This is a genomic window from Streptomyces sp. NPDC026659, from assembly GCF_040638245.1.
Classification (GTDB): domain Bacteria; phylum Actinomycetota; class Actinomycetes; order Streptomycetales; family Streptomycetaceae; genus Streptomyces.
In genome coordinates this window covers 346,869-372,936 of record NZ_JBEZXY010000006.1, presented here as the reverse complement: position 1 = coordinate 372,936, position 26,068 = coordinate 346,869, and the positions used below count along the sequence as shown (strand labels likewise).

Here is a 26,068-nt window from a genome sequence, read left to right as displayed (position 1 = left end):
GCCCGCTCAGTCCTCCGGCAGCTCGACGGGCGCGATCTCGTCGTAGAGGTCGCCGGGACCCGGGTTGGTCCGGTCGGTCTCGCCGCCGAAGTGGTGCATGACGCCCCAGACCGCGTTCAGCGCGGTCTGGACGGCGCCCTCGGCCCACCCGGCGGTCCAGGAGATGTCGTCACCGGCGAGGAAGATGCCGCGCTTGTCCTCGGGCAGCCGGTCCTGCATGAAGTGGGTGAACAGGCGCCGCTGGTAGCGGTAGTGGCCGGGCAGGTTGGCCTTGAACGCGCCCATGAAATAAGGCTCGTTCTCCCAGGAGACGGTCACCGGGTTGCCGATGATGTGCTTCCTGATGTCGACCTTCGGGTAGATCTCGCCGAGCGACTTCAGCATGACCTCCATCCGCTCGTTCGCGGACAGCGGGAGCCACTTCAGGCTGTCGTCGCACCAGGTGTACGACAGGCAGATGACGGCGGGCCTGTCGGGGCCGTCGTCCAGCAGATAGGTGCCGCGCGTCATGCGGTCGGTGAGCGTCATCGACATGACGTCCCGGCCGGTCTCCTCGTCCTTGTCCAGCCAGAAGGGCCGGTCGACGGGCACGAAGAGCTTGGAGGACTCCATGTAGTGCGTGCGCTCGATCGCGGTCCAGTGGTCGATCGGGAAGAGCGAGTCGTCGCAGGCGATCTTGGACAGCAGCATCCAGGACTGGGCGGTGAAGACGGCCGCCTGGTAGGTGCGGATGTCGCCGTTCGCGTCGGTGACGGTGATCCGGTTGCCCGAGGTGCGGTGCAGCCGGGTCACGGCCGGGCGGGGCTCGCCGTTCACGTGCAGGGACGCCAGCGAGGTGCCGTAGGGCCAGTGGACGATCTTCTCCGGCTCGCGCTCCCACAGGCGCAGCGGCAGCTGCTGGGAGCCGCCGACGATGCCCCGGTGGTGGTCGTCGGCCTCGGTGTAGACGACCCGCAGGATCTCCAGGATGGAGTTGGGGAAGTCGGTGTCCCAGCCGCCGGTGCCGAAGCCGACCTGGCCGAAGATCTCGCGGTGCCGGAAGGATTTGAACGCCTCGGACTCGCAGAGGAAGCCGTAGAAGGTCTGGTTGTCCAGCTTCTCGACCAGCCGGGCCCAGATCTCGCGGATGCGCGGCACGTCCCGCTCGCGCAGGGCGCGATTCATGTCGGAGAAGTCGGCGCCCTCTTCGAGGCACTTGTTCCACGCCTCGGCGACGTCGCGGTAGACCTGGGGCAGGTCGGCGGCGGTCTCGGCGTAGTGCGACTCGCCCTTGAGGTCGACGACGGTCGAAGGGGTCGCCTCGGCGAGGGGGTTGGGGAAGGGCGTGGTCTCCAGGCCGACCAGGTCGATGTAGTGCTGGAGGGCGGTGGAGGAGGGCGGGAAGCGCATCGCGCCCATCTCGGCGGTCAGCGACTCGTCGCAGCCCTCGAAGCCGACCGTGCGCAGCCGGCCGCCGAGCTGGTCGGCCTCGTAGACGACGGGCTTGAGGCCCATCTTCATCAGCTCGTACGCGGCGATGACGCCGGAAAGGCCGCCGCCGATGACGGCGACCTCGGTGCCGTGCTCGGTGGCCGGGATCTGGCCGAGCCCCGCCGGGTGGGCGAGGAAGTCGTCGTAGGCGTAGGGGAAGTCCGGGCCGAACATGGTGATCGGCGGCTGCTGCTCACCGGCGTGCTCGACGGCGTTGGGCACCGTGGACGTCATGGGGTACGGACTCCTTGCACGGAAGAACTGGTTACGCGGAAGAACGGGGGTGAACTCGGGCCGGTCCGGGGCCGGTCGTTCAGGACGGGTCGACCAACGGCCCGTACAGACCGGGGCGCCGGTCCCTGAGATACGGGTTCGTCTCGCGGGAGGCGGCCAGGAAGGCGGGGTCGGCGTCGGCGAACACCAGCTGGTCGGCGCCGCGCCCGGCCCGCGCGCGGGCGACACCGTCGGGTCCGGCCAGCGTGGAAAGGCCGACGAACTCGAACTCCCCTTCCTTGCCGACCCGGTTGACGTACGCCACGTACATCTGGCTCTCGAAGGCGCGCACCGGGATCATCGACTCGGGCACGAACTGGTACGGGTGCATCTGCGCGGTCGGCACCACGAGGAGGTCGGTCCCGGCGAGGGCGTGGGCGCGGGTGTTCTCGGGGAACTCCACGTCGTAGCAGATCATCAGGCCGACGGTGAGGCCGTTCAGCTCGGCCTGGACGACCGCCTGCTCGCCCGGGGTGAAGTGGTCCCGCTCGAAGCAGCCGAAGAGGTGGGTCTTGCGGTAGTTGGCGAGGGAGCGGCCGTCGGCGGAGACGAGCCGGGCGGAGTTGTAGACCGCCTCGCCGTCGCGCTCGGGGTAGCCGTAGGCGACGGCCACGCCGTGGTGGGCGGCGATCTCCGCGACCGCCCGCGCCGAGGCGCCGTCGGCGGGCTCCGCGAGGCGGGCGATGTCGTCGCCGATCGCGTACCCGGTGAGGAACATCTCCGGCGCGGCCAGCAGCCCGGCGCCCGCCGCCGCGGCACGGCCCGCCGCCTCGTCGAGGACCTTGAGGTTCTCGGCGACGGAGCCGGGGCGGCCGGAGCTCTGGAGCAGGGCGGTGCGCATGGATGGTCCTCACCTGAGGTGAAAAAGAGGGGGTTGGGAGTCAGATAGACGGTACGGTCGGCGCGCTCGGCCTCACAAGGAGCAGCCGTTGCGCGCGGGTGCGCGGTTCGTTGCGCGCCTGGCCGCGGATACGGCGATTCGTTGCGCGGCCCGGTCCGCGGCCTCAGATCCGCCGCAGCCGGTGCACGATCTCCCGCAGCAGCTCGGGGTCGGCGGCCGGGCCGGTGACCGGCAGACGGCGGGGCGCGTCGATGCGGATCAGGCCCGCCTCGGCGAGGTCGCCGAGCAGGACGCGGACGATGGTCAGGGGCAGGTCGGCGTCGACGGCCAGCTCGACCAGCGGGCGCGGCCCGCGCCGGATCAGGTCGAGCAGGGCCGCCCCCGCGTGCTCGACACCGGGCACGGGTGCCGTCTCCGGGTCCAGCGCCGTGACCCGGGACATCAGGTCGACGGCGTGTCGCCCCGAGGGGCGGGTGCGCCCCCGGGTCACGGTGTACGGGCGCACCATCGCACCGGTCTCGTCCTCGTACCAGCGCTCGTCGGACTCGTGCTCCTCGTCCGCCTGATCGTCGTGCGCCGGTTCCTCGGGCCCGTGCTCGTCGTACGCCCCCTCGTCGTACGCCCCCTCCGCGTCGCCGTACCGCCTGTACCCGTATCCCTCGTACGGGTCGTACAGGTGCCCTTCCCCCTGCCCGTCCCCGGGCTCGTCGCACCGGTCCCCGTTGTTCACCGCCGGTTCAGGAGGCCGAGCGGGTCGCGGCGTCCAGGTGGCGGCCGAGCCGGCGCACCAGCAGGGCCATCTCGTGGCCGAGCTGTCCGACGTCGCTGCGGGCCTCGCTGAGGACGGCGAGGCGGCTGCCGTGACCGGCCGGGGTGATGAAGAGGTAGGCGTCCTCCAGCATGACCATGGTCTGCCGTATCCGCCCGGTGCCGAACCGCTCCCCCGCCGAGCGGGCCAGCCCGTGTAAGCCGGAGCAGACGGCGGCCAGGTGCTCGATGTCCCGCCGCCGCATCCCCTCCGAGCAGCTCAGCGCCAATCCGTCGGCGGTGAGCAGCACGGCCTGCCGCACATGGTCGGTGCGCGCCACGAGGTCGTCGAGCAGCCAGCCGAGATCCGTCCCGGGCACTCCCTCGGGCACCGCCGGGCTCTGGGCGTTCCGGTCGTCACCGTACATCGTCGGTGTCCATCCCTTCGTCGACGTGAGTGCTCGCGTGGTCGGGGGGTACGGGGCGCGGGCCGGGGGCCGGGGCACCGGGCTCCGCGGGTGTGCCGGAGCCCTGGCGGCCCAGGTCCCGGCCGCGCTGGAAGGCGCCGAAGATCGCGCGCATCTCCTCGGGGTCGGCGGCGACCTCCGGCGTCCGGGGCGGCGGCTCGTCGCGCAGCTCGCGGGCGAGGGACGCCTGGCGGACGCGGGTGGGGAGCGCAGGGGCGCCGGGGCGGCCCGGCGGGGTGGGCGCGGTCCGGCCGGCGGCGGGCGGCAGCGGGGGCGAGGCCCGGGGCCCGGTCGGCGGCGGGAGCGCCCCGCCCCCACCGCCTGAGCCGCCCCAGCCGCTGCCGCCCCAGCCGCTGTCTCCGTCTCCGCCCACGTCGCCGCCACCGCCTCTCGTCCCGGGCCCGCCTCCGGGTGGCCCACCGGCTTCCTGGATCGCTCGTGCCCCCGTTCCCGCCGTACCCACCAGCTCCACTTCCGCCAGCACGGCCGCCGGGAGGACCACCACCGCCGTCGTACCGCCGTAGGGCGAGTCCCCGAGGCTCACGTCGATCCCGTGGCGGGCGGCCAGGCGGCCGACCACGTAGAGGCCCAGGCGGTCGTGGCGGGTGGGGTCGAAGGCGTCCGGGTCGGTGAGGGTGCGGCGGGCCTCCTCGCGGTGGGTGGCGTCGAGGCCGAGCCCCCGGTCGTCGATCTCCAGGACGAAGCCGTCGCCCACGCGTCCGGTGCGGATCGTGACCTCGGTGTGCGGGGGCGAGAACGCGGTGGCGTTCTCCAGGAGTTCGGCGACGAGGTGCACCACGTCGGCCACGGCGTCCGCCGCGATGCCGAGGTCCGGCAGGGGCGGGACCACCACCCGCTCGTACGCCTCGATCTCGCTCACCGCGGAGGCGACGACGTCCGCGAGAGGCACCGGACCGCGCCAACGGCGGCCCGGTGTCGCGCCGGAGAGGATGATCAGGCTCTCCGCGTGCCGCCGCATCCGTGTGGTGAGGTGGTCGATGAGGAAGAGGTGGCGCAGCAGTTCGGGGTCCTCGGTGCTGCGCTCCAGGGTGTCGACGAGCTTCAACTGCCGGTGCACGAGCGCCTGGTTGCGGCGGGCGATGTTGAGCAGCACCGCGAACAGGCCGCGCCGCAGCGTGGCCTGGGTGACGGCGGCTTCCACGGCGGCGAGTCGCGCGGCGTTGAAGGAGCGGCCGACCTGGCCGATCTCGTCGTCGCGTACGTCGTCGGCGGCGAGCGGGGGTGCCTCGGCGGCCGCGTCGACCGGTTCACCGGCGCTCAAGCGTCGCATGACGTCCGGGAGTTGGCGGGTGCTGAGCAGATCGGCGGCGTCCCGCAGCCGTTCCAGGCGGCGGGAGACGCGCCGGGCGCCGCGCACGGCGAGCCACAGGGACAGCGCGACGGCGGCCAGTCCGGCCGCGCCGACCACGGCCGCCTTGGTCAGCTCGGCGTAGGCGAAGGTCCGGCCGCGCGCGGCGGAGTCCTTGGCGGCGGCGACGCACAGCTCGCGGTAGCGGAGCACGGCCCGGTCGGTGACCGTCCGCCAGGTGTCCGCCGCGACGGCTTTGCCGGAACCGGCGGGTCCGGCCCGCAGCAGCGCGTCCTCACCGCGCACCAGCGAGCGGTGGAGGTCCCCCCGCTGGAACTGCTCGAAGCGGGCGCGGGCCGGGGCGGGCAGGTCGGGCACATAGGTCCGCTCGAAGACGCGCCGGTCCTCGATGGTCGCGGTGAGGGTGTCGTACTGCCGGTCGGTCAGCCCGCCCTCCGCGCGTGCCCCGGCGACGAGGGCGTCCTCGCGGGAGACGAACTCCCGTACCCGTACGAGCTCGATGACCGTCTGGGACTCGCGCGCGAGCTGTCCGGCCTGGAGGGCGGTGAGCGCGGACTCGACGGCGAAGCCGGGCTCCACGAGCGCGCTGTACGCGGTGACGGCGCCGTCCCAGGTGAGACGGCGCTCCAGGACCTGCCGGCGCAGCCCGTCCAGCTTGCCGGTGGCGGCGGTCATGGTGTCCAGGGTCCGGCGCTGGCGGGCCGTGAGCCGGCCGAGGTCGCCGCTCGCGAGGGCGTGCCGCATGTCGGCCACGGCGCGGTCGGTACGGCGCTGCTGGGCGAGCAGTCCGCCGGGGTCGGCCCGTTCGCGCGGGGTGCCGAGGTAGGCGGCGGACATCCGGCGCTCGATCTGGATCTGCCCGATGGCGGTGTCCACCGGGCTGCCGTAGTCCACGTACACGCCCTGGAGGCGGATCAGGGCGCGTAACTCACCGGTGACGGACACCATGGCGAAGCCCCACAGCGCCATCAGCGCGACGGCCGGGGCCAGGGCTAGCGCCACGATCCGCGCGCGGACGGTGGTGGGACGGCGGAACCGGCGCATGCATCACCTGCTTGGTCACCTATGGGGTTACCACTCGGTACAAAGCGCGGGACAACCTACGCGATCACCCAGCGGACCGCAACGGTTACCTCGGGTAACACCTGCCGGGAGCCGGTCAGGCCGGTGCCCCCGAGGAGAACCTCCGCAGCAGCGGCGAGAGCACGAGCACCGATTTGGTGCGCTCCACGAAGGGCTCCCCGGCGATGCGCTCCAGGACCCGCTCGAAGTGCCGCATGTCGGAGGCGAAGACCTGGGCGATGGCGTCGGCGTCCCCGGTGACGGTCGACGCGGCCACGACCTCCTGGTACCGCTCCAGACCCCGCTGGATCGTCTCCGGCGAGGTGTTGCTGCGGCAGTAGATCTCGATGTACCCCTCGGTCTCCCAGCCGAGCGCCGCCGGGTCCACCCGCACGGTGAATCCGGTGATGGCTCCGGTGGCCCGGAGCCGGTCCACCCGCCGCTTGACGGCGGGCGCGGACAGACCGACCGACTGCCCGATGTCCGCGTAGGAGCGGCGGGCGTCCTCGGCGAGGGCGTGCACGATGCGTTCGTCGAGATCGTTCAGCACTGCGGGTGGTTCACTTCTTCGGTCCGGTCTTCGGGCAAGTCACTGCTCCGCCGTCACGACGTCCGGGCCGGACGCGAGACGGGAACGGCGGTAGCCGTACACGAAGTAGAACACGAGCCCGACCGCCATCCAGACACCGAAGACCACCCAGGTGACGGCCGAAAGGCTGCCCATCATCCAGACGCAGAAGGCGAAGCCCAGCGCGGGCAGGACCGGCGCCAGCGGGACACGGAAGGTACGGGCCATGTCCGGGCGGGTCCGGCGCAGCACCACGACCGCGACATTGACCAGCGCGAAGGCGAACAGCGTGCCAATGCTGGTCGCGTCCGCGAGCTGGCCGAGCGGGATCGCGGCGGCGAGCACCCCGCAGAACACCGACACGATCACGGTGTTGGCACGGGGCGTACCGCTCTTCGGGTGGACCTTGGCGAAGACCTTGGGCACGAGCCCGTCACGCGCCATGGCGAAGAGGATGCGGGTCTGGCCGTAGAGGACGGTCAGGACGACGCTCGCGATGGCGACGACGGCGCAGGCGGCGAGCAGAGTGCCCCAGAAGCTCTGTCCGGTCACGTCGCGCATGATCCGGGCGAGCGCGGCCTCGGAGTCGTTGAAACGCCGCCAGGGCCTGGCGCCGACGGCGACGGCCGCGACGAGGACGTACAGCGCGGTCACGATGACCAGCGACAGCATGATCGCGCGCGGCAGGTCGCGCTGCGCGTCCTTCGCCTCCTCGCCGGCCGTCGAGGCCGCGTCGAAACCGATGTACGAGAAGAACAGCGTCGCCCCCGCCGCGCTGACGCCCGCCATGCCGAGCGGCATGAAGTGCTCGTAGTTCCCGGACCGGAAGCCCTGCACGCCGACGGCGCAGAACAGCACCAGCGCGGCGATCTTCACGCACACCATGACGGTGTTGGCGCGTGCCGACTCCTTCGCTCCGCCCATCAGGAACACCATGGCGAGCAGCACGACGATCAGCGCGGGCAGGTTGAAGACGCCGCCGTCACCGGGCGGGGCGGACAGGGCGTCCGGGATGGTGACGCCGAGGGTGCCGTCGAGCAGCTCGTTGAGGTACTCGCCCCAGCCGACGGCCACGGCGGCGACCGAGACGCCGTACTCGAGGAGCAGACACCACCCGCAGACCCAGGCGACGAGTTCACCCATGGTCGCGTAGGCGTACGAGTACGAGGAGCCGGAGACCGGGATGGTGCCCGCCAGTTCGGCGTACGACAGGGCCGAGAACAGCGCCGTGAGGCCCGCGATCACGAAGGAGAGAGTGACGGCGGGGCCGGCCTTGGGAACGGCCTCGCCGAGGACCACGAAGATGCCGGTGCCCAGGGTGGCGCCGATGCTGATCATGGTGAGCTGCCAGAGACCCAGCGAGCGCCGCAGCGCGCCGCCCTCGCCCTGACCGCCCTCGGCGACCAGGCTTTCCACGGGCTTGCGGCGCATGAGGCGCGCGGCGACGCCGGGGGACGCCGGGCCGGTCTCTGTGCGGTTCCGCGGGGGTGCGCTTTGGTCGAGCACGTGCTGGCTCCTTGTCGCTGCCGGTCGGGGTCCGCGGGGACCGGCAGCCCCGCGTGCACTGCTGCGGGGAACCACCGAGCGGAGTCCCCGCCACGCCACGTATTGCGCAGCACCCTATGAGCTGGGCCTTCACGGGCGTAATGCACCGGCCTTGCGCATGCCCGCATGATCATTGCGTTCATCCCGGCAGGGTGTTCATTCGTTGCGCGCGGACGTCAGACCGTTGCGCGGAAGCCTCGGACGTCGCTCCCGGCCGCGGCGCCCCCGCGCTGATGACGGCATACGACGGCCCCCGCCGCCCAGGTCGGGGCAACGGGGGCCGTACGCAAGGAGTCGGGTCAGTTCCAGCTGGCGTGCAGGGGCTGGCCCTCGGCGTAGCCCGCCGCGCTCTGGATGCCGACGATGGCCTTGTCGGCGAACTCCTCCAGGGAGGCGGCACCGGCGTAGGTGCAGGAGGAGCGGACGCCCGCGATGATCGAGTCGATCAGGTCCTCGACGCCCGGGCGGACCGGGTCGAGGTACATGCGGGAGGTGGAGATGCCCTCCTCGAACAGCGCCTTGCGGGCGCGGTCGTACGCCGACTCCTCCGAGGTGCGGTTGCGCACGGCGCGGGCGGAGGCCATGCCGAAGGACTCCTTGTACAGGCGCCCGTTGACGTCCTGCTGGAGGTCGCCCGGGGACTCGTAGGTACCCGCGAACCAGGAGCCGACCATCACGTTGGAGGCACCGGCCGCGAGGGCCATCGCCACGTCGCGCGGGTGGCGGACACCGCCGTCGGCCCACACGTGCTTGCCGAACTTCCGCGCCTCGGCGGCGCATTCGAGGACGGCGGAGAACTGCGGGCGGCCCACGCCGGTCATCATGCGGGTGGTGCACATCGCGCCGGGACCGACACCGACCTTGACGATGTCCGCGCCCGCCTCGATGAGGTCCCGCACGCCCTCGGCGGAGACGATGTTGCCCGCGACGATCGGCACGTCCGGGTCGAGCCCGCGCACCGTGCGCACCGCGTTGATCATCGACTCCTGGTGGCCGTGCGCGGTGTCGATGACGAGCGTGTCCACGCCCGCGTCGAGCAGTTGCTTGGCCTTGCCCGCCACGTCGCCGTTGATGCCGACGGCCGCGGCGATGCGCAGCCTGCCGCTGTCGTCCACGGCCGGGGTGTACAGCGTGGCGCGCAGCGCGCCCTTGCGGGTGAGGATGCCCGCGAGCCTGCCCTCGCTGTCGACCGCCGGGGCGTAGCGCCGGTTCGCGCCGTCCAGGGTGTTGAACGCCTCGCGCGGGTCGATGTCCGCGTCCAGCAGCAACAGGTCCTTGGACATGACCACTTCGAGCTGGGTGAACCGGTCGACACCGGTCAGGTCCTGGTCGGTGACGACACCGACGGGCCGGTGGTCCTCGTCCACGACGACACCGGCGTTGTGCGCGCGCTTGGACAGCAGGGCCAGCGCGTCGGCGACGGTCTGCTGCGGGGAGAGCACGATCGGGGTGTCCAGCACCAGATGGCGGCTCTTGACCCAGGAGACGACGTCGGTGACCACGTCGATCGGGATGTCCTGCGGAATGACCACCAGGCCGCCGCGCCGCGCGACCGTCTCGGCCATACGGCGGCCCGCGATGGCGGTCATGTTGGCGACGACCAGCGGGATCGTCGTACCGGTCCCGTCCGGCGAACCGAGGTCCACTCCCTGCCGCGAGCCCACCGCGGAGCGGCTCGGAACCATGAACACGTCGTCGTACGTGAGGTCGTACGCGGGCCGGTTGTCATTGAGGAAACGCACGTGCCGCACATCCCAGTCGATCAGAGGTGACCCCCCGACGGGTGCGCCGGAGGGAAAAGAGCACGTACTTCATTCTCCCATGGGAGGTCCCCGGTCATACCCCCACGGAACCTCCAGCGTCACCGATCAGGGGTGGGCGTTTCCTCCAAGCGCCAGCATCACGTCGAGCAGGAAGGTGCGGTCGACCGCCTCGGAGAGGAGGTCGCTCGCGATGCGCCACTCGCGCGGGTTCTTCTCGGCGAACGTGTGCCAGCCACGTACGACGACCAGCAGCCCGCGCTCGACGGCCGGGGTCGGCCAGACCGTGGTGTCGCACAGGGAGTCGAGCAGCGCGTCCCAGTTGCGGCCGAACCACTCGGGCAGGTCGAGCACGTCGGCCGCCCGCTCCATCAGCCCTGCCTTGTCGGTGACGCCCGCCAGGTTGAGGGTGACCGTGAACCGGTCCGCCAGGTCTTCGCTCATCTCAGCACCGCCCGGAACGAGTTGTAGTGGTCGTCGGTGTAGTAGAACTCGGTGCCCTGCCCGGTGATGATGCGCCGGGCGCCCCGCGTACGGGAGTTGGGGGTGGGCACGGTGTACTCGTGGTAGTAGCCCCGCTGATGCTTGGGCAGCAGCCCCTCGTAGTTGCCGAAGACGACGCCGTCCCGCGTGTACGGATAGGGGCCGCCCCTGTCGATCAGGGCCAGGGTGCGCCGGGCCTCGACGGGCAGCCGGGACGCCGCAACGGTGGCCATGCCCCTGGCCCACGCCGGTACGGACGCGGTGGAGGGGCCGGAGGAGACCACTGCGGACGAGGTGGCCGCGACGGTCGTACGCGTGACGGCGGGCGGAGCGGTGCCCGCCCCCGGGTCCGCGCACCCGGCGAGCAGGACGGAGAGGGCGACGAGCAGCCCCGCGAAGACGCGGGGGACGAAACGGGACGGCCCGTGGGACGCGCGGGACGCGCGCCGGACGGGCCGGTGGGGGACGAACCGCGACAGCATGCCGACGATGCTGTCACGGTCCGGCCCCCGCGCGGGCCCGGATGGCCCCTTTCGCCAGGATCGGGGCGGCCGGGACCAGTCAGGAACCGTCAGGAACCGTCGGGGTCCGCGCGGCTGAGCGCGGCCTTCGGCGTGGGCCCCGCGGTCAGCAGGTAGTCCGCCGCCGAGGTGTCCGTGACCAGGCTGGTGACCAGCCCGGAGCGCAGCACCGCGTCGATGGCCGGGGCCTTGCGCTGGCCGCCCGCGATGGCCACGACCTCCGGGATACGGCGCAGCTGGTCGGTCTTGACCGTGATGCACCGCTCCCCCAGGTCCCGCCCGATCCGGCGGCCCTCGGCGTCGAAGAGGTGCGCGGACATCTCGGCGGCGACCCCGAGCGAGGCGTAGTGCGCGCGCTCCTCGTCGCTGAGCATGTCGTGCACGGTCGAGATGCCCGGCTCCCAGGAGCCGATGGAGACGCAGGCGACCGTGACCTTGTCGAAGTACTCGAAGGCGCGGGCGATCCCGGTCTGGTTCCGCAGCGCGGCCGCGGTGGCCGCGTCCGGCAGCAGCATCGGCGCGTAGATCGGGTGCGCGTCGCCGCCCGAGACCTGCGCGGCCCGGCGGACGGCCTCGACGGAGCCGCGCTCGGCGGTCCCGGCGTCGTACACGCCCGTCAGCTGCACCACCGTGCACGGCGGCAGCCGGTCGAGGGCCGCGGCCATGTGGATGGTGGAGCGGCCCCAGGCGAGGCCGAGCACGTCCCCCTCGTCCACGAGTTCGCCGAGCAGGTCGGCCGCCACCTCGCCCAGGTTCTCCGGGTCGGGGGTCTCCTCCGCCTCGGCCGGGGACTCCACGACCACGGCGTGCCGCAGTCCGTAGCGGGCGCGGAGCGCGTCGGAGCGCTCGGCGTCCAGCTCGGCCGGCACACGGATCTCGATACGCACGAGATCCCGTTCGAGGGCCGTCTCCAGGACCCGGGCCACCTTGAAGCGGCTCACGCCGAACTCCTCGGCGATCTGGATCTTGGACTTGCCCTCCAGGTAGAAGCGACGGGCCATGGCCGCCGCCTGCACCAGCTCAGCGGGCCCCATCCGCATCGCTGTCCGGCCCGCCGACATACCCGACACGGCGATCTCCTCACTGCTGTGCACACACTCTGATTCGCCGTTCATCCTCGCAGATTCGGCGCGGCTCATCCGCCCTGATGGACGGCTTCTGTCAACCGTTCACGCAACCGTGGCTCAGTGGCCGCACGCCCAGGTCGAATCGGCGATCGCCCGGTCCGCCTGCGCGCGCAGCGCGCGCACGGCCTCGGCGGGGTCGGCGGCGCCGTAGACGGCCGATCCGGCGACGAACACATCGGCTCCGGCCTCGGCGCACCGCTCGATCGTCTCGGCCGAGACACCGCCGTCCACCTGGAGCCACATCTGCAGGCCGTGCTTGGCGATCAGCTCCCGGGTACGGCGGATCTTCGGCAGCGTGACGTCCAGGAACGCCTGGCCGCCGAAGCCGGGCTCCACCGTCATGATCAGCAGCATGTCGAGCTCGGGGAGGATGTCCTCGTACGACTCGATGGGCGTCGCGGGCTTGAGCGCCATGGAGGCGCGGGCGCCCTTGGCACGGATCTCACGGGCCAGCCGGATCGGAGCGCGGGCCGCCTCCACGTGGAAGGTGACCGAGGAGGCACCCGCCTCCACGTACTGCGGAGCCCAGCGGTCGGGGTCCTCGATCATCAGGTGGCAGTCCAGCGGGATGTCCGTGGCGCGGGCCAGGGACTCCACGATCGGGGTGCCGAGCGTGAGGTTCGGGACGAAGTGGTTGTCCATGACGTCGACGTGGAGCCAGTCGGCGCCCTCGACCGCCTTCGCCTCGTCGGCGAGTCGGGCGAAGTCTGCGGACAGGATGCTGGGGTTGATCTGAGCGGCCATGCCCCAAGCCTGCCATGTCCCTCCGGGGGGTTGGGGGGCAGGTCCGGGGTGGGTGGGGGTTGTGGTTCGGGTGCGGGTGCGTGGGGCTTCTCGCGCAGTTCCCCGCGCCCCTTGGGGGTGGTGACCGTCGTTGATCGGCTGCCGGTCCGGTGGAACCTTGGCGGAGTCGCGTGCCGTCAGACCCCGCGCCCTCCAGGGGCGCGGGGAACTGCGCGAAAGGCCACCACGCGCCCGCGCCCGGGGAGCGACCGCCATCACCCCAAGGGCGCCGTAGTCGCCTGGCCCCTCAGGCCGTGCGGCGGATCAAGGCCAGGTACATCGCGTCCGTGCCGTGGATGTGGGGCCAGAGTTGGATGTCGGGGCCTTCGCCGAGGTCGGGGACGCCCGGGAGGAGGGGGCGGGCGTCGATGAGTTCGGTGTGGGGACGTTCCTTCAAAACGTCGGAGACCACCGCGCGGGTTTCGGCGAGGTGGGGGGAGCAGGTGGCGTAGCCGACGACGCCGCCGACGCGAACCGAGTCCAGGGCGGTGCGGAGCAGCCCGCGCTGGATGGGGGCGAAGCTGTCGAGGTCCTCGGGGCGGCGGCGCCAGCGGGCCTCGGGGCGGCGGCGCAGGGCGCCGAGGCCGGTGCAGGGGACGTCGACCAGGACGCGGTCGAAGGTGCCGGGCTTCCAGGGCGGGCGCGTGCCGTCGGCGGCGATCACCTGGTACGGCCCCGGGTTGCCGTCCAGGGCCCGCGCCACCAGGCCCGCGCGGTGCGGCTGCTTCTCGGAGGCGAGCAGGAAGGCGCCGCGCTGGGCGGCGAGAGCGGCCAGCAGTGCGGCCTTGCCGCCGGGGCCCGCACAGCCGTCGAGCCACTTCTCGTCCGGGCCCTCGATGGGGGCGTTGGCGAGCGCGAGCGCGACCAGCTGGCTGCCCTCGTCCTGCACGCCCGCCCGGCCCTCGCGCACGGCCTCGACCGCGCCGGGCTCGCCGCCCTCGGCGAGCCGGACGGCGTACGGCGACCAGCGCCCCGCTACGGCCGCCTCCTCGTTCAGCAGTTCCTCGGCGGTCGACCGGCCGGGGCGTGCGACGAGGGTGACCTCGGGACGCTCGTTGTCCGCCGCGAGCAGGTCCTCGATGCCCGCGCGGCCGCCGCCGAGGGAGTCCCACAGCGCGGACACGACCCAGCGGGGGTGCGAGTGGACCACGGCGAGGTGGTCCTCGGGGTCCTCGTCGTACGGCGGCGCGACCTTCTCCAGCCAGCCGTCCAGGTCGTCCCGGGCCACCTTGCGCAGCACGGCGTTGACGAACTTGGCGCGTCCGTCGCCGAGGACGACACGGGCCAGCTCGACCGAGGCGGAGACGGCGGCGTGCGTCGGGATGCGGGTGCCGAGCAGCTGGTGCGCGCCGAGGCTGAGCACGTCGAGCACCGGCGGGTCCACCTCGCGCAGCGGGCGGTCCACACAGGCGGCGATGATCGCGTCGTAGGTGCCCTGGCGGCGCAGCGTGCCGTAGACCAGCTCGGTGGCGAGGGCGGCGTCCCGCGCGTCGAAGTCGCCGTTCTCGCGCGCCTTGCGCAGCAGCGGGGGCAGGACCAGGTTGGCGTACGCGTCCCGCTCGTCCACCGCGCGCAGCGCGTCGAAGGCGAGGATGCGGACGGGGTCCTTCTGGGGGCGCCGGTAGGGCTTGGCGGGCCGGTGCGGCCGACGGGACTGCTCGCTCACGAGAAAGGTGCTCCGGATACGAAGAAGGGGGTGCGGCCCCCAGCCTACGTCGGCCGGACCCCACCCCTCCTCTTCAGGACGTTCAGGCGCCCAGTGTCTCGCCCTCGGCGATACGGACTCCGCGCGCCCAGTCGGCGGCGCGCATCGGCTTCTTGCCCTGGGCCTGCACCCACAGCAGCTCGACGGCGTACGAACCGGTGCCCACGTGCACGCTGTTCTTGCCGACCGCGAGCTGCCCCGGCGCGAGGTCGGTCCGCTCGGGCACGGGCACGACCTGGACGAGCTTGAGCCGCTCGCCCCGGAAGACGGTCCAGGCGCCCGGCGCGGGGGTGCAGCCGCGCACCACCCGGTCGACGCGCAGCGCGGGCGCCGCCCAGTCGACGCGCGCGTCCTCGACCGTGATCTTCGGCGCGAGGGTGATGCCGTCGGCGGGCTGCGGTACGGCCTTCAGGGTGCCGTCCTCGATGCCGTCCATGGTCGCCGCGAGCAGCCCGGCCCCGGCGAGGGCGAGCCGGGTGAGCAGGTCGCCGCTGGTGTCGGTGGAGCGGATCGCCTCGGTGACGGTGCCGTAGACCGGGCCGGAGTCCAGGCCCTCCTCGATGAGGAAGGTGGACGCGCCGGTGATCTCGTCGCCCGCCATGATCGAGTGCTGCACGGGGGCGGCGCCGCGCCAGGCGGGCAGCAGGGAGAAGTGCAGGTTGACCCAGCCCTGGGCCGGGATGTCGAGGGCTGCGCGGCGCAGCAGGGCGCCGTAGGCGACGACCGGACAGCAGTCCGGGCCGATCTCCTTCAGCCGCTCCAGGAACGCGGGGTCGCGCGGGCTGACCGGCTTCAGCACCTCGATCCCGGCCTCCACCGCCCGCTCGGCCACGGGCGACGCGACCAGCCTGCGCCCCCGCCCGGCCGGCGCGTCGGGCCGCGTGACCACGGCGGCCACCTCATGCCGCCCGGACGCGATCAGTGCGTCCAGAGCGGGAACGGCAACCTCGGGAGTTCCGGCGAAGACAAGCTTCATAACCAGGATCGAGCCTCTCAAACGGCTACGGACGGGCAGCGCACCAGTCTATGGCCACGAGGGGGAGCCGCCGACGGCGCTCCGCCCACGCAGGTTGCCCAGCCTCTCCGCCAACTGGAAACGGGTGGTGCGCGGGTGGGAGAACCGGCGTACAAAACACACCGCACGCCCCCACCGCGTGACCAGCGGAGCCCCCACGCGTTGGTCAAGACAGAGTTGACCAACACCGGGCGGCTGAAGCGGCCCGGTTCCTTTCAACGCCGGTTCGAGAGGCTTGTTCATGGCCGACCACGCAACCCACGACGCCCAGGCCCGGGCCAGCCTGCACCTCCTGGTGCGGGACATCGAGCGGGTCCGCCGCCAGGTGGACGCACTGCGCACGCTCACCGCCCAGCTCGGCAACGTCTACCGCCCGCGCCGCTCCGGCCCGTCCACCGGTTTCGTCGTCTACGGACGCGCCCCCGCCCCCACGGTCCGCCTCGCCCAGGAACTCCGGGACAGCGTCGAGACCCTGGTCACCGCCGCCGTGGACTTCGACCGCTCGCTCGGCTTCTCGTGGGACGCGGTGGGCTCCGCGCTCGGCGTCACCAAGCAGGCCGTGCACCGCCGTTACGGCGCCCGCCGCGCCGCCGCCCAGGCGGCCGCCGACGCCGAGCGCGCGGGCGAGCCCTCGGGCACCCGCACGCTCAACGTGCCCACGGTCCCCGCCGCCCGCTCGATGCCGACCCAGCCCACGGCCGGCAGCCCCACCCTCCGCGAGGACTCCCGCCCGACCGCCTTCCCGGGCCCGCGCAACGGCTGACCGCCCGCCCTCCCGGCCCCCACCCCGCCCGGGAGGGCACTCGCACAACACACCGCCGCAGGCGCGACACCGGGCACCGACGACCCGACCACCCGACCCCCACGGGCGGCCCACCGCACACCGGTACCCGGCGAGGCGGCCCCGAGACCGACCGCCGACGTCTCCCGGCAGGGCAGCTCACCGCCGACCCCGCCAACCGAACGAGCTGAACGACCGCGCCGCCATCAGTCACACCCGCCCCGCCGGACCGAGCCGACCACACGCCACACCGGCCGGACGAATCGGGCGACCGCCAACCGCGCCCACCCGGGCGGACCGCGCCGACCGCAGGCCGAACCGCAGCGGAGCGTCTCAGCCGATGTCCGGCGGATCAACCCGCACCCGCACCGGCGCTCCCCCACCCCGCGCCATCCGCGCCGCCTGAGCCGTCTTCAGCGCCCCCGCCAGCGCCGACCCGCTGCCCGGCGGCACCCGGATCAGCGCGCGCTCCCACTCCTCGCCCGGCGGAGGCGCACCGGGCCTGCGGGGGCGCCCGGGGAGGGTCGGGGGCAGCGGGACCGGGCCCAGTACCTCCGCGTCCGGGGGCAGCTCGGCGGCGGTCAGGAACTCCGCGACGGCCTCGGTCGTACCTGACACCGCGGCCATCCGCGACACCGGCGGGAAGCCCAGCTCCGCCCGTTCGGCCAGCTCGCGCAGCGCGAAGCCGACCGGGTCCCACCGCACCAGCGCCTGCACGGGCCGGAGCGTCGGCTCGGCCATGACGACCACGGTCCCGTGCTCCCCCTGCGGACGCACCAGCGCGGCCGCCGACATCCAGCGCCGCAGCGCGTCCTCGTCGGAGCGCAGGTCGGGGCGGCCGAGCATGGCCCAGCCGTCGAGCAGCAGGGCGGCCGCGTAGCCGCCCTCGGCCACGGGTTCGGCGCCCGGCGTGCTGACCACCAGCGCGGGCGTGCCCGGCACCGTGTCCAGCACGTGTTCGCGGCCCGAGGTGCGCACCGGTACGGCGGGAAAGGCGCGCCCCAGTTCCTCGGCGGTCCGGCGCGCGCCGACGATCTGGGCGCGCAGCCGGAAGCCGCCGCACTCCGCGCAGTGCCAGGAGGTCTCCTGGTGCCCGCACCACTCGCAGCGCAGCTCCCCCGCGTCCTGCGCCTGGAGCGGCCCCGAACAGTGCCGGCACCGCGCTGGCGCCCGGCACTGGGCGCAGGCCAGCCGGGGGACGTATCCGCGCCGGGGCACCTGCACCAGCACCGGCCCGTGCTTGAGCCCCTCCCGTACGGCCTGCCAGGCCAGGGTGGGCAACCGGGCGGCGCGGGCGGCCTCGTCGCGGGCGAGGTCTGCGTCGCTGACGGTCCGCACCAGCGGGGCCGTACGGCGCACCTGGTCGCGCCCTGCGGCCAGCGGCCGGGCCCAGCCGGTCTCCACCAGCTGGGCGGCCTCCACGGTGCAGCTCCAGCTGCCCAGCAGGAAGGCGCACCGGTCGAGGGAGGCCCGCAGCAGGAGCACGTCACGGGCGTGCGGCTGGGGCGCGTGCAGCTCGGCATGGCTGTCGTCGCCGTCGTCCCAGATCGCGACGAGTCCGAGGTCCTGGACGGGGGCGAACATCGCCGCGCGTGTCCCGACGACGGCCCGTACCGCACCGCGCCGCACCGCGAGCCACTGCGCGTACCGCTTCTCGGGCCCGGCGTCTGCGGTGAGCAGCGCGTGCCGTCCCTCGCCGAGCACCTCGGTCAGCGCGGCGTCGACGCGGGCGGCGGTACGGCCGTCGGGTACGACGACGAGCGCGCCGCGTCCCGAGGCGAGCGTGGCGGCGACGGCGCGGGCCAGTTCAGCGGCCCACTCCGGTCCCGGCAGGGCGTTCCAGACCGCTCGGGGAGCGCCCCCGGAGGCCAGGGAGGTGAGGAAGCCGGGCCCGTGCTCGTACCGCGCCCAGGAACCGGGGCCGGGGGCCGGGGGCGGGGGCAGCGGCTCGGGCGAGGGGCGGCGCTCGGCGCGGGCGCTGCGCGGGGGCACGGCGAGCTGCAGCACGTCGGCGAGGCTGCCGGCGTACCGGTCGGCGACGGCGCGGGCCAGCGTCAGCAGCTCCTCGCTGAGCACGGGCTCCGGGGAGACGACCTGGGCCAGCGCGGCCAGCGGTCCCGCGTAGTCGGACTCGGCGCGCCGCTCGATGAGAAAGCCGTCAATGAGCCCGCCGCCCTCACGGCGCCCGCCCCGCACCCGTCCCCGCCCGGCCCCGAACCGCACCCGGACCCGCACCCCCGGCTGCGCCTCGGCGTCCAGCTCCTCGGGCACGGCGTAGTCGAAGTACCGGTCGAGATGCAGCACACCCTTGTCGACCAGCACCCGCGCCACGGGCCTGTCCTTGGCCAGCGCCGCCCCCCGCCAGGTCCGCGGCTTCGCCCGTGGCACCTCGGCGGCCCGCACGCTCTCCCTGATGAACGCAAGCTGCTCCGGCGAGGCCCCTTCAGCCCCGCCGCCCCCCGACCCGTTCTCCCTGCTCACGCTTGCATTCTTACCAAACCCCACTGACACCGCCGCCCCGCCGTATCCTCTCGCCCATGTCCGACCTCGACCCCTTCGCCCGCCTGAGAGAGCAGCTGACGGCCCGCGCCGAGGAGGAACCGGACGACGGCCGGGACGACGACCCCCTCCACCGCTACCTGCGCGCCATCCGTCGCGGTGACGTGGTCACCGGCACCGTCGCCTCCGTGCACCGCTTCGGGGTCTTCCTCCGCCTCGACGGCGAGCCCGCCCACCCCGTCTTCCCCGGCACCGGCTTCGTCCGCACCCCCGATCTGACCTGGTACCGCTTCGCCGCCCCGGAGGACGTGGTCGAACCCGGCGACCGCGTCACCGGCGAGGTGCTCTTCGTGGACCTGCATCAGACGCAGGTGTCCGTGTCTCTCAAGGCCCTCCAGGAGGACCCGTGGGACCGGCTGACGGCGCGGTCCGGGGACGTGGTGCGGGGAACGGTGACTCTGATGACTCCCGTGGGGGCGTTCGTTCTGGTGGGCGACGGCGCGGAGGGGCTGGTGCCGGTCGCGGAGCTGCGCGGGGCGGACGTGGGCGAGGGGCAGGAACTCACCGTGCGGGTCCTGGAGATCGACCGGGTCTGGCGTCGTATCCGTCTGACGCTCGCGCGCTGACATACGCCGAGGCCCGGCTCCCCCGCAGGGGAACCGGGCCTCGGAATGCCTCGGTGGATCAGATGCCCGCGGCCTTGCGGAGGGCGTCCACGCGGTCCGTGCGCTCCCAGGTGAAGTCGGGGATCTCGCGGCCGAAGTGGCCGTAGGCCGCCGTCTGGGCGTAGATCGGGCGGAGGAGGTCGAGGTCGCGGATGATGGCGGCCGGGCGGAGGTCGAAGACCTCGTCGATCGCCTTCTCGATCTTCTCGGGCTCGATCTTGTGGGTGCCGAAGGTCTCCACGAAGAGACCGACCGGCTCGGCCTTGCCGATCGCGTAGGCGACCTGAACCTCGCAGCGGGAGGCCAGACCGGCCGCCACGACGTTCTTGGCGACCCAGCGCATCGCGTAGGCGGCGGAACGGTCGACCTTGGACGGGTCCTTGCCCGAGAAGGCGCCGCCACCGTGGCGGGCCATGCCACCGTAGGTGTCGATGATGATCTTGCGGCCGGTCAGACCGGCGTCGCCCATCGGGCCGCCGATCTCGAAGCGGCCGGTCGGGTTGACCAGCAGGCGGTAGCCCTCGGTCTCCAGCTTGATGCCCTCGTCGAGCAGCGCGCGCAGCTCCGGCTCGACCACGAACTCGCGGATGTCGGGCGCGAGCAGCGACTCGAGGTCGATGTCCGAGGCGTGCTGGGAGGAGACCACGACCGTGTCGAGGCGGACGGCCTTGTCGCCGTCGTACTCGATGGTGACCTGGGTCTTGCCGTCGGGGCGCAGGTAGGGGATGGTGCCGTTCTTGCGGACCTCGGAGAGGCGCTTGGACAGGCGGTGCGCCAGGAAGATCGGCAGCGGCATCAGCGTCGGCGTCTCGTCCGTCGCGTAGCCGAACATCAGGCCCTGGTCGCCCGCGCCCTGCTTGTCCAGCTCGTCCTCGTCGCCCTCGACACGCGACTCGTACGCCGTGTCGACGCCCTGCGCGATGTCCGGGGACTGCGCGCCGATGGACACCGAGACGCCGCAGGAGGCGCCGTCGAAGCCCTTCTTCGAGGAGTCGTAACCGATCTCGAGGATCTTGTCCCGCACCAGCTGCGCGATCGGCGCGTACGCCTTGGTCGTCACCTCGCCGGCGACGTGCACCAGGCCGGTGGTGATCAGCGTCTCGACGGCGACGCGCGAGGAGGGGTCCTCGCGCAGCAGCGCGTCGAGGATCGTGTCGCTGATCTGGTCAGCGATCTTGTCGGGGTGACCTTCGGTCACGGACTCCGAGGTGAACAGGCGACGGGACACAACGCTCCCTGGGGTTGCAGCGGCTGCTGGCTGATCATTGGCGGACAACGCGGGAGCTGCGCCCGGCGTCGTCCGAGGACAGTTTATCGGTCGCTCGCGGCCGCGAGCCCACCCGCACTCTCCCGGCGGAGGGTGCCGTGACCTGCGGCACAGGCATTCTGCCCAATGCCCAGCGGCATTGACCAGGCCCGCCACGCGAGATCCCGGCGGGTCCGAAAGGGAACGAATGACTCCGTGTGGCCGAAAGAACACCGTCCCCAACGGCCCAACCAGTCAGCCCAGTCGGGCCGCCACGAGGTCCCAGACGAGGTCGGCCAGGTCCTCCTTCGGACCGTGCGGGACGAGCGTCTCGCTGCCGTCGGCGCCGAGGATCAGCGCCTCGTTCTCCTCGGAGCCGAAGGTCTTGCGCTCCCCCACCTCGTTCACCACGAGCAGATCGCAGCCCTTGCGGGCAAGCTTGGCGCGGCCGTTGGCCACCACGTCGTCGGTCTCGGCGGCGAAGCCGACCACGACCTGTCCGGGCCGGGCGCGCTCGGCGGACAGCTCCGCGAGCACATCCGGGTTGCGCACCAGGGCGACCGCTTCGGGTTCCTGGCCGTCCTTCTTCTTGATCTTGCCGCTCGCATAGACGGCCGGACGGAAGTCGGCGACGGCGGCGGCCATGACCACCGCGTCGGCCTCGGCGGCGGCCTTCAGCACGGCCTCGCGCAGCTGCACGGCGGTGCCGACCGGGACGACGTCCACCCCGGCGGGGTCGGGCAGCGCGGCGTTGGCCGAGACGAGAGTCACACGGGCGCCGCGCGCGGCGGCGGTGCGGGCGAGGGCGTAGCCCTGCTTGCCGGAGGAGCGGTTGCCGAGGAAGCGGACCGGGTCGAGCGGCTCGCGGGTGCCGCCCGCGGAGACGACGACATGGCGGCCCCTGAGATCGGGCTCGGAGACGCCCCGGGCCAGCACGCGGCGGCAGACCTCGAAGATCTCGCCGGGGTCGGGCAGCCGCCCCTTGCCGGTGTCGACGCCGGTGAGCCGGCCGACGGCGGGCTCGATGACGACGGCGCCCCGGCGGCGCAGCGTGGCCACGTTCTCCTGGGTGGCGGGGTGCTCCCACATCTCCGTGTGCATCGCGGGGGCGAAGACGACCGGACAGCGGGCGGTGAGCAGCGTGTTGGTGAGCAGGTCGTCCGCGAGGCCGTGGGCGGCCTTGGCGAGCATGTCGGCGGTCGCGGGCGCGACGACCACCAGGTCGGCATGCTGGCCGATGCGGACGTGCGGCACCTCGTGGACCGCGTCCCAGACCTCGGTGGAGACCGGGTTGCCCGAGAGGGCGGACCAGGTGGCGGCGCCGACGAAGTTCAGCGCGGAGGCGGTCGGCACCACCCGCACGTCATGGCCCGACTCCGTGAACCTTCTCAGCAGCTCACATGCCTTGTAGGCCGCGATGCCACCACTGACCCCCAGAACGACCTTCGGCTTCTCCACCGTCTCTCCCCGGCTCGGCACAACGTACGGGACCATCACACACCACAGGCCCGGCAACGTGGTTGCCGGGCCTGTGGATAAGTCAGTCGCAATCCGACCGTACTACTTACTGCGCGGGGCCCTCGATGGCCTCGGACGTCAGCAGACCGGCGTTGATCTCGCGCAGCGCGATCGACAGCGGCTTCTCGTGGACGTGGGTGTCGACGAGGGGACCGACGTACTCGAGGAGGCCCTCACCGAGCTGCGAGTAGTACGCGTTGATCTGACGGGCACGCTTGGCCGCGTAGATCACGAGGCTGTACTTCGAGTCGGTGGCCTCGAGGAGCTCGTCGATCGGAGGGTTGATGATGCCCTCGGGCGCGGTGATGGAAGAGGACACGCTCTGCCTTCCGATGGGTGGGAAAGATTCAGTCGGTGCGACCGTCGATGCCGTTCACAGGACGGCGGTCACGATCACACAACGTCCATCAAGGCTAGCAGCTCACGGGCCACGTCCTTGACGGAGGTGTTGACAAGGGTCACGTCGAACTCGGGCTCGGCCGCCAGTTCGGTCCGGGCCGCCTCCAGGCGGCGCTCGATGACCTCGGGCGATTCGGTGCCCCGTCCGGTGAGCCTGCGCACCAGTTCCTCCCAGGAGGGGGGAGCCAGGAAGACCAGCTGCGCGTCCGGCATGGACTCGCGGACCTGACGGGCGCCCTGGAGGTCGATCTCGAGGAGGACGGGCTCGCCCTTCTCCAGCCGCTCGATGACGGCCGTGCGCGGCGTGCCGTAGCGGTTGCCGGCGAACTCGGCCCACTCCAGCAGCTCGCCGTTGGCGATCAGCTTGTCCATCTCGTCGTCGGTGACGAAGAAGTAGTGGACGCCGTGCTGCTCGCCGGGGCGCGGCTTGCGGGTCGTCGCCGACACCGAGAGCCAGACGTCGGGGTGTTCCTTGCGCATATGAGCGACGACCGTGCTCTTGCCGACCCCGGAGGGGCCGGAGAGCACGGTCAGCCGCGGACGTGCGTCCGGGGGCACGGGGGTCGTCCCCCGGGGTGTTACAGCCATGCAGCGATTATTCCAGCAATCCCGGGGTGCCCGGGACTCCTGGTCCGGCAGAGGCCGGACTCAGGACCCGGTGCTGCCGAACTCACGCTCCAGGGACGCGATCTGGTTGGAACCGAGGCCGCGCACGCGGCGGCTTTCGGAGATACCCAGACGCTCCATGATCTGCTTGGCACGGACCTTGCCCACGCCAGGCAGGGATTCGAGAAGGGCGGAGACCTTCATCTTGCCGATGACGTCGTTCTCCTGGCCCTGCTTGATGACCTCGTGCAGAGAGGCGCCGGAGTGCTTGAGTCGATTCTTGACCTCGGCCCGCTCCCGGCGAGCCGCGGCGGCCTTTTCGAGCGCGGCTGCGCGCTGTTCAGGGGTAAGGGGCGGAAGAGCCACGCCTACGTCACCTCGGATGTCGAACTGTCGGATACGGACCGGTGAGGAACCTAGTCGCCCCACACCTGGGGAGGTACGAGCAACACGCTTGCCCGTTTCTCTGCTCGGAGACTAGCGGCCAACTCAGCCAGAGTCAGCGAGAACAGCGGAAAAGTCCTGGTCAGCCTCCGTGAGGCCGGACTTTTCGGGCATATTGCCCGGGATTCGCCGTTCTATTCACACCGCGCGGGGCCAGTGACGGGCATTCGGGCGCCCGTCACGGCCTCCGCACCGGTCCGCGACGGCCCTCGTCAGCCGCCGACAGCGGCCCTGATCTCGTCCGCGAACCGCTCCGTGGCCGCCCGCAGCCCCGCGACCTCGGGACCGTGACGCAGAACACCCCGGCTGACGTTCGGCACGACGTTGCGCACGGCGGAGCCGAAGACCCGGGGCAGGTCCGCCGGGGTCGCCCCCTGCGCACCGACGCCGGGGGCCAGCAGCGGGCCGTTGATGTCGAGGTCGTACGAGGACAGGTCGCCCACGGTGGCGCCGACGACCGCGCCGAAGGAGCCGAGCGGCGCCTCGCCCGCGTTGTCGGCGGCGAGGTGCGCGAGCACGGTCGCGGCCACGGTACGGCCGTCCGCGCGGACCGCGTGCTGCACCTCCGGGCCCTCCGGGTTGGAGGTCAGGGCGAGCACGAACAGGCCGGTGCCGGTCTCCCGGGCCAGCGCGACGGCCGGGGCGAGCGAGCCGTAGCCGAGGTACGGCGAGACGGTGAGCGCGTCGGAGAACAGCGGGGCGTCCTTGTGCAGGAACGCCTCGGCGTATCCGGCCATGGTCGAGCCGATGTCACCGCGCTTGGCGTCCATGACGACCAGGGCCCCGGCCGCGCGCGTCTCCTGGACGACGCGTTCCAGGACGGCGACACCGCGCGAGCCGAAGCGCTCGAAGAACGCCATCTGCGGCTTGATCACCGCGACCCGGTCGGCGACCGCCTCGACGACCGTGCGGCTGAACCGCTCCAGACCGGCCACGTCGTCGTTCAGACCCCACTCGGCGAGCAGCGAGGCGTGCGGGTCGATGCCGACGCAGAGCGGGCCGCGCTCGTCCATGGCGCGGCGCAGCCGGGCGCCGAAGGGTTCCAGGGAGCTCATGCGGGCTTCCTCACGTCGGCGCCGACCGCGTCGGCGAGGGTGGCGTACGGGCTGTTGGTCAGGCGGGCGGCCAGGCCCTTGTGGATCGCGCGGGACCAGAACGGGCCCTCGTAGACGAAGGCGCTGTAGCCCTGGACGAGGGTGGCTCCGGCGAGGATGCGCTGCCAGGCGTCCTCCGCGGTCTCGATGCCGCCGACGCCGACCAGGGTGATGCGGTCGCCCACGCGCGCGTAGAGGCGGCGCAGCACCTCCAGGGAGCGGGCCTTGAGGGGCGCGCCAGAGAGACCGCCGGTCTCCTTGACCAGCGCGGGCGCGGAGCGCAGGCCGAGGCCCTCGCGGGCGATGGTGGTGTTGGTGGCGATGATGCCGTCCAGGCCGAGTTCCACGGCGAGGTCGGCCACGGCGTCCACGTCCTCGTCGGCGAGGTCGGGGGCGATCTTCACCAGGAGCGGGACGCGGCGGCCCGCGACCACGCGGTCGGCGGCCTCGCGCACGGCGGTGAGCAGCGGGCGCAGCGCCTCGGTGGCCTGGAGGTTGCGCAGGCCGGGGGTGTTCGGGGAGGAGACGTTGACGACCAGGTAGTCGGCGTGCGGGGCGAGTCGCTCGGCGGACTTCACGTAGTCGGCGACGGCCTCATCCTCGGGGACGACCTTGGTCTTGCCGATGTTGACGCCGACGACGGTCCGGAAGGCGGGCCTGCGGGCGCCGAGGCGGGCGGCGACGGCGGCGGAGCCCTCGTTGTTGAAGCCCATGCGGTTGATCAGGGCGCGGTCGGCGACCAGCCGGAAGAGCCGCTTCTTGGGGTTGCCGGGCTGGGCCTCGCCGGTGACGGTGCCGATCTCGACGTGGTCGAAGCCGAGCATCGACATGCCGTCGATCGCGACGGCGTTCTTGTCGAAGCCGGCGGCGAGCCCGAAGGGCCCGTGCATCCGCAGCCCGAGGGCCTCCGTGCGCAGTTCCTTGTAGCGCGGCGCGAGCGCGGCGGCGAGGAAGACGCGGAGCACCGGCAGGGCGGCGGCGAGGCGGATCCAGCGGAAGGCGAGGTGGTGGGCCTCCTCGGGGTCCATGCGCTTGAAGACGAGGTTGAAGAAAAACTTGTACATGGCTGTCCTCACGAGGACACGGCTGTCCTCACGAAGAGGGGGACACCGTTTCCGG

24 protein-coding genes are annotated in these 26,068 nt (G+C 72.6%); 2 read left to right on the top strand and 22 right to left on the bottom strand.

Translation table 11 applies throughout. From position 1 onward, the window contains the following. Nucleotides 1-6: 6 nt before the first annotated feature. The 14 genes from AB0E91_RS18095 to fmt all read right to left on the bottom strand — a co-directional run bounded on the left by AB0E91_RS18095 (nucleotide 7) and on the right by fmt (nucleotide 15,658). A complete protein-coding gene (locus tag AB0E91_RS18095) occupies nucleotides 7-1,704 on the bottom strand; it encodes an NAD(P)/FAD-dependent oxidoreductase (protein ID WP_361782250.1) in 1,698 nt (565 codons plus the stop codon). Between the two features lie 79 nt (nucleotides 1,705-1,783). Continuing rightward, entirely contained in the window at nucleotides 1,784-2,584 is an 801-nt protein-coding gene (locus AB0E91_RS18090; protein WP_361782247.1) for a carbon-nitrogen hydrolase family protein, read from the bottom strand. 163 nt (nucleotides 2,585-2,747) lie between these two features. After that, on the bottom strand, nucleotides 2,748-3,314 hold the full coding sequence (locus AB0E91_RS18085; RefSeq protein ID WP_361782244.1) for a DUF742 domain-containing protein: 567 nt from the start codon (nucleotides 3,312-3,314) through the stop codon (nucleotides 2,748-2,750). A 7-nt stretch (nucleotides 3,315-3,321) separates the two neighbouring features. Beyond that, nucleotides 3,322-3,759, bottom strand: coding sequence for a roadblock/LC7 domain-containing protein (locus tag AB0E91_RS18080; protein WP_361782241.1), 438 nt, complete (start codon nucleotides 3,757-3,759; stop codon nucleotides 3,322-3,324). Next, nucleotides 3,749-6,172, bottom strand: coding sequence for a nitrate- and nitrite sensing domain-containing protein (locus AB0E91_RS18075; protein WP_361782238.1), 2,424 nt, complete (start codon nucleotides 6,170-6,172; stop codon nucleotides 3,749-3,751). Before AB0E91_RS18075 ends, AB0E91_RS18080 begins: the two co-directional genes overlap by 11 nt. 115 nt (nucleotides 6,173-6,287) lie before the next feature. Next, on the bottom strand, nucleotides 6,288-6,740 hold the full coding sequence (locus AB0E91_RS18070) for an Lrp/AsnC family transcriptional regulator (protein WP_018548984.1): 453 nt from the start codon (nucleotides 6,738-6,740) through the stop codon (nucleotides 6,288-6,290). A gap of 39 nt (nucleotides 6,741-6,779) precedes the next feature. Next, on the bottom strand, nucleotides 6,780-8,264 hold the full coding sequence (locus AB0E91_RS18065; RefSeq protein ID WP_361782234.1) for an amino acid permease: 1,485 nt from the start codon (nucleotides 8,262-8,264) through the stop codon (nucleotides 6,780-6,782). Between the two features lie 338 nt (nucleotides 8,265-8,602). Further along, on the bottom strand, nucleotides 8,603-10,045 hold the full coding sequence (locus tag AB0E91_RS18060) for a GuaB1 family IMP dehydrogenase-related protein (protein WP_361782231.1): 1,443 nt from the start codon (nucleotides 10,043-10,045) through the stop codon (nucleotides 8,603-8,605). Between the two features lie 126 nt (nucleotides 10,046-10,171). Then, the gene (locus AB0E91_RS18055) at nucleotides 10,172-10,507 is read right to left on the bottom strand and encodes a barstar family protein (protein ID WP_361782228.1); all 336 of its coding nucleotides are present in this window, start codon (nucleotides 10,505-10,507) and stop codon (nucleotides 10,172-10,174) included. Next, nucleotides 10,504-11,028, bottom strand: coding sequence for a ribonuclease domain-containing protein (locus tag AB0E91_RS18050; RefSeq protein WP_361782225.1), 525 nt, complete (start codon nucleotides 11,026-11,028; stop codon nucleotides 10,504-10,506). The genes AB0E91_RS18055 and AB0E91_RS18050 overlap by 4 nt, the downstream gene beginning before the upstream one ends. An 89-nt stretch (nucleotides 11,029-11,117) precedes the next feature. Beyond that, nucleotides 11,118-12,161: a sugar-binding domain-containing protein gene (locus AB0E91_RS18045; protein ID WP_361782460.1), complete on the bottom strand. Its 1,044-nt coding sequence runs from the start codon at nucleotides 12,159-12,161 to the stop codon at nucleotides 11,118-11,120. A gap of 90 nt (nucleotides 12,162-12,251) precedes the next feature. Then, the gene (rpe, locus tag AB0E91_RS18040; RefSeq protein ID WP_361782222.1) at nucleotides 12,252-12,938 is read right to left on the bottom strand and encodes a ribulose-phosphate 3-epimerase; all 687 of its coding nucleotides are present in this window, start codon (nucleotides 12,936-12,938) and stop codon (nucleotides 12,252-12,254) included. 286 nt (nucleotides 12,939-13,224) lie between these two features. After that, on the bottom strand, nucleotides 13,225-14,643 hold the full coding sequence (locus tag AB0E91_RS18035) for a transcription antitermination factor NusB (protein ID WP_361782219.1): 1,419 nt from the start codon (nucleotides 14,641-14,643) through the stop codon (nucleotides 13,225-13,227). An 82-nt stretch (nucleotides 14,644-14,725) separates the two neighbouring features. Continuing rightward, nucleotides 14,726-15,658 carry a methionyl-tRNA formyltransferase gene (fmt, locus tag AB0E91_RS18030; protein ID WP_361782216.1) on the bottom strand — a complete coding sequence of 311 codons (933 nt, stop codon included), beginning with the start codon at nucleotides 15,656-15,658 and terminating at the stop codon, nucleotides 14,726-14,728. A 280-nt stretch (nucleotides 15,659-15,938) separates the two neighbouring features. Between fmt and AB0E91_RS18025 the strand changes: the two genes are divergently transcribed. Further along, nucleotides 15,939-16,460 (top strand): hypothetical protein, encoded by a 522-nt coding sequence (locus tag AB0E91_RS18025; RefSeq protein WP_361782213.1) that lies wholly within the window; start codon nucleotides 15,939-15,941, stop codon nucleotides 16,458-16,460. Between the two features lie 351 nt (nucleotides 16,461-16,811). Here the strand turns inward: AB0E91_RS18025 and AB0E91_RS18020 are convergent, their stop codons facing one another. Continuing rightward, nucleotides 16,812-18,959, bottom strand: a complete 2,148-nt coding sequence (locus AB0E91_RS18020) for a primosomal protein N' (protein WP_361782210.1) — start codon at nucleotides 18,957-18,959, stop codon at nucleotides 16,812-16,814. Between the two features lie 56 nt (nucleotides 18,960-19,015). Between AB0E91_RS18020 and AB0E91_RS18015 the strand changes: the two genes are divergently transcribed. After that, nucleotides 19,016-19,603 carry a S1 RNA-binding domain-containing protein gene (locus tag AB0E91_RS18015; protein WP_361782207.1) on the top strand — a complete coding sequence of 196 codons (588 nt, stop codon included), beginning with the start codon at nucleotides 19,016-19,018 and terminating at the stop codon, nucleotides 19,601-19,603. Between the two features lie 58 nt (nucleotides 19,604-19,661). Here the strand turns inward: AB0E91_RS18015 and metK are convergent, their stop codons facing one another. The 7 genes from metK to AB0E91_RS17980 form a co-directional block, all read right to left on the bottom strand. Beyond that, the gene (gene metK / locus AB0E91_RS18010) at nucleotides 19,662-20,870 is read right to left on the bottom strand and encodes a methionine adenosyltransferase (RefSeq protein WP_361116617.1); all 1,209 of its coding nucleotides are present in this window, start codon (nucleotides 20,868-20,870) and stop codon (nucleotides 19,662-19,664) included. A gap of 273 nt (nucleotides 20,871-21,143) precedes the next feature. Continuing rightward, nucleotides 21,144-22,346: a bifunctional phosphopantothenoylcysteine decarboxylase/phosphopantothenate--cysteine ligase CoaBC gene (gene coaBC / locus AB0E91_RS18005; RefSeq protein ID WP_361782203.1), complete on the bottom strand. Its 1,203-nt coding sequence runs from the start codon at nucleotides 22,344-22,346 to the stop codon at nucleotides 21,144-21,146. 106 nt (nucleotides 22,347-22,452) lie between these two features. After that, nucleotides 22,453-22,725, bottom strand: a complete 273-nt coding sequence (gene rpoZ, locus AB0E91_RS18000; protein WP_005319902.1) for a DNA-directed RNA polymerase subunit omega — start codon at nucleotides 22,723-22,725, stop codon at nucleotides 22,453-22,455. A 74-nt stretch (nucleotides 22,726-22,799) separates the two neighbouring features. After that, the gene (gene gmk, locus AB0E91_RS17995; protein WP_361782198.1) at nucleotides 22,800-23,393 is read right to left on the bottom strand and encodes a guanylate kinase; all 594 of its coding nucleotides are present in this window, start codon (nucleotides 23,391-23,393) and stop codon (nucleotides 22,800-22,802) included. A 60-nt stretch (nucleotides 23,394-23,453) separates the two neighbouring features. Further along, the gene (locus tag AB0E91_RS17990; RefSeq protein ID WP_003977346.1) at nucleotides 23,454-23,777 is read right to left on the bottom strand and encodes an integration host factor; all 324 of its coding nucleotides are present in this window, start codon (nucleotides 23,775-23,777) and stop codon (nucleotides 23,454-23,456) included. 290 nt (nucleotides 23,778-24,067) lie between these two features. Next, nucleotides 24,068-24,910, bottom strand: coding sequence for an orotidine-5'-phosphate decarboxylase (gene pyrF / locus AB0E91_RS17985; RefSeq protein WP_361782195.1), 843 nt, complete (start codon nucleotides 24,908-24,910; stop codon nucleotides 24,068-24,070). Further along, nucleotides 24,907-26,013 carry a quinone-dependent dihydroorotate dehydrogenase gene (locus tag AB0E91_RS17980; RefSeq protein ID WP_361782192.1) on the bottom strand — a complete coding sequence of 369 codons (1,107 nt, stop codon included), beginning with the start codon at nucleotides 26,011-26,013 and terminating at the stop codon, nucleotides 24,907-24,909. Before AB0E91_RS17980 ends, pyrF begins: the two co-directional genes overlap by 4 nt. Between the last annotated feature and the right edge of the window lie 55 nt (nucleotides 26,014-26,068).

Coding starts and splice junctions, on each gene's coding strand:
- AB0E91_RS18080 (WP_361782241.1), bottom strand. CDS start 3,759: ATGTACGGTGACGACCGGAACGCCCAGAGCCCGGCGGTGCCCGAGGGA.
- rpe (WP_361782222.1), bottom strand. CDS start 12,938: ATGGCCGCTCAGATCAACCCCAGCATCCTGTCCGCAGACTTCGCCCGA.
- AB0E91_RS17980 (WP_361782192.1), bottom strand. CDS start 26,013: ATGTACAAGTTTTTCTTCAACCTCGTCTTCAAGCGCATGGACCCCGAG.
- pyrF (WP_361782195.1), bottom strand. CDS start 24,910: ATGAGCTCCCTGGAACCCTTCGGCGCCCGGCTGCGCCGCGCCATGGAC.
- AB0E91_RS18025 (WP_361782213.1), top strand. CDS start 15,939: ATGGCCGACCACGCAACCCACGACGCCCAGGCCCGGGCCAGCCTGCAC.
- AB0E91_RS18050 (WP_361782225.1), bottom strand. CDS start 11,028: ATGCTGTCGCGGTTCGTCCCCCACCGGCCCGTCCGGCGCGCGTCCCGC.
- AB0E91_RS18090 (WP_361782247.1), bottom strand. CDS start 2,584: ATGCGCACCGCCCTGCTCCAGAGCTCCGGCCGCCCCGGCTCCGTCGCC.
- fmt (WP_361782216.1), bottom strand. CDS start 15,658: ATGAAGCTTGTCTTCGCCGGAACTCCCGAGGTTGCCGTTCCCGCTCTG.
- AB0E91_RS18015 (WP_361782207.1), top strand. CDS start 19,016: ATGTCCGACCTCGACCCCTTCGCCCGCCTGAGAGAGCAGCTGACGGCC.
- AB0E91_RS18095 (WP_361782250.1), bottom strand. CDS start 1,704: ATGACGTCCACGGTGCCCAACGCCGTCGAGCACGCCGGTGAGCAGCAG.
- gmk (WP_361782198.1), bottom strand. CDS start 23,393: ATGGCTGTAACACCCCGGGGGACGACCCCCGTGCCCCCGGACGCACGT.
- AB0E91_RS18055 (WP_361782228.1), bottom strand. CDS start 10,507: ATGAGCGAAGACCTGGCGGACCGGTTCACGGTCACCCTCAACCTGGCG.
- AB0E91_RS18075 (WP_361782238.1), bottom strand. CDS start 6,172: ATGCGCCGGTTCCGCCGTCCCACCACCGTCCGCGCGCGGATCGTGGCG.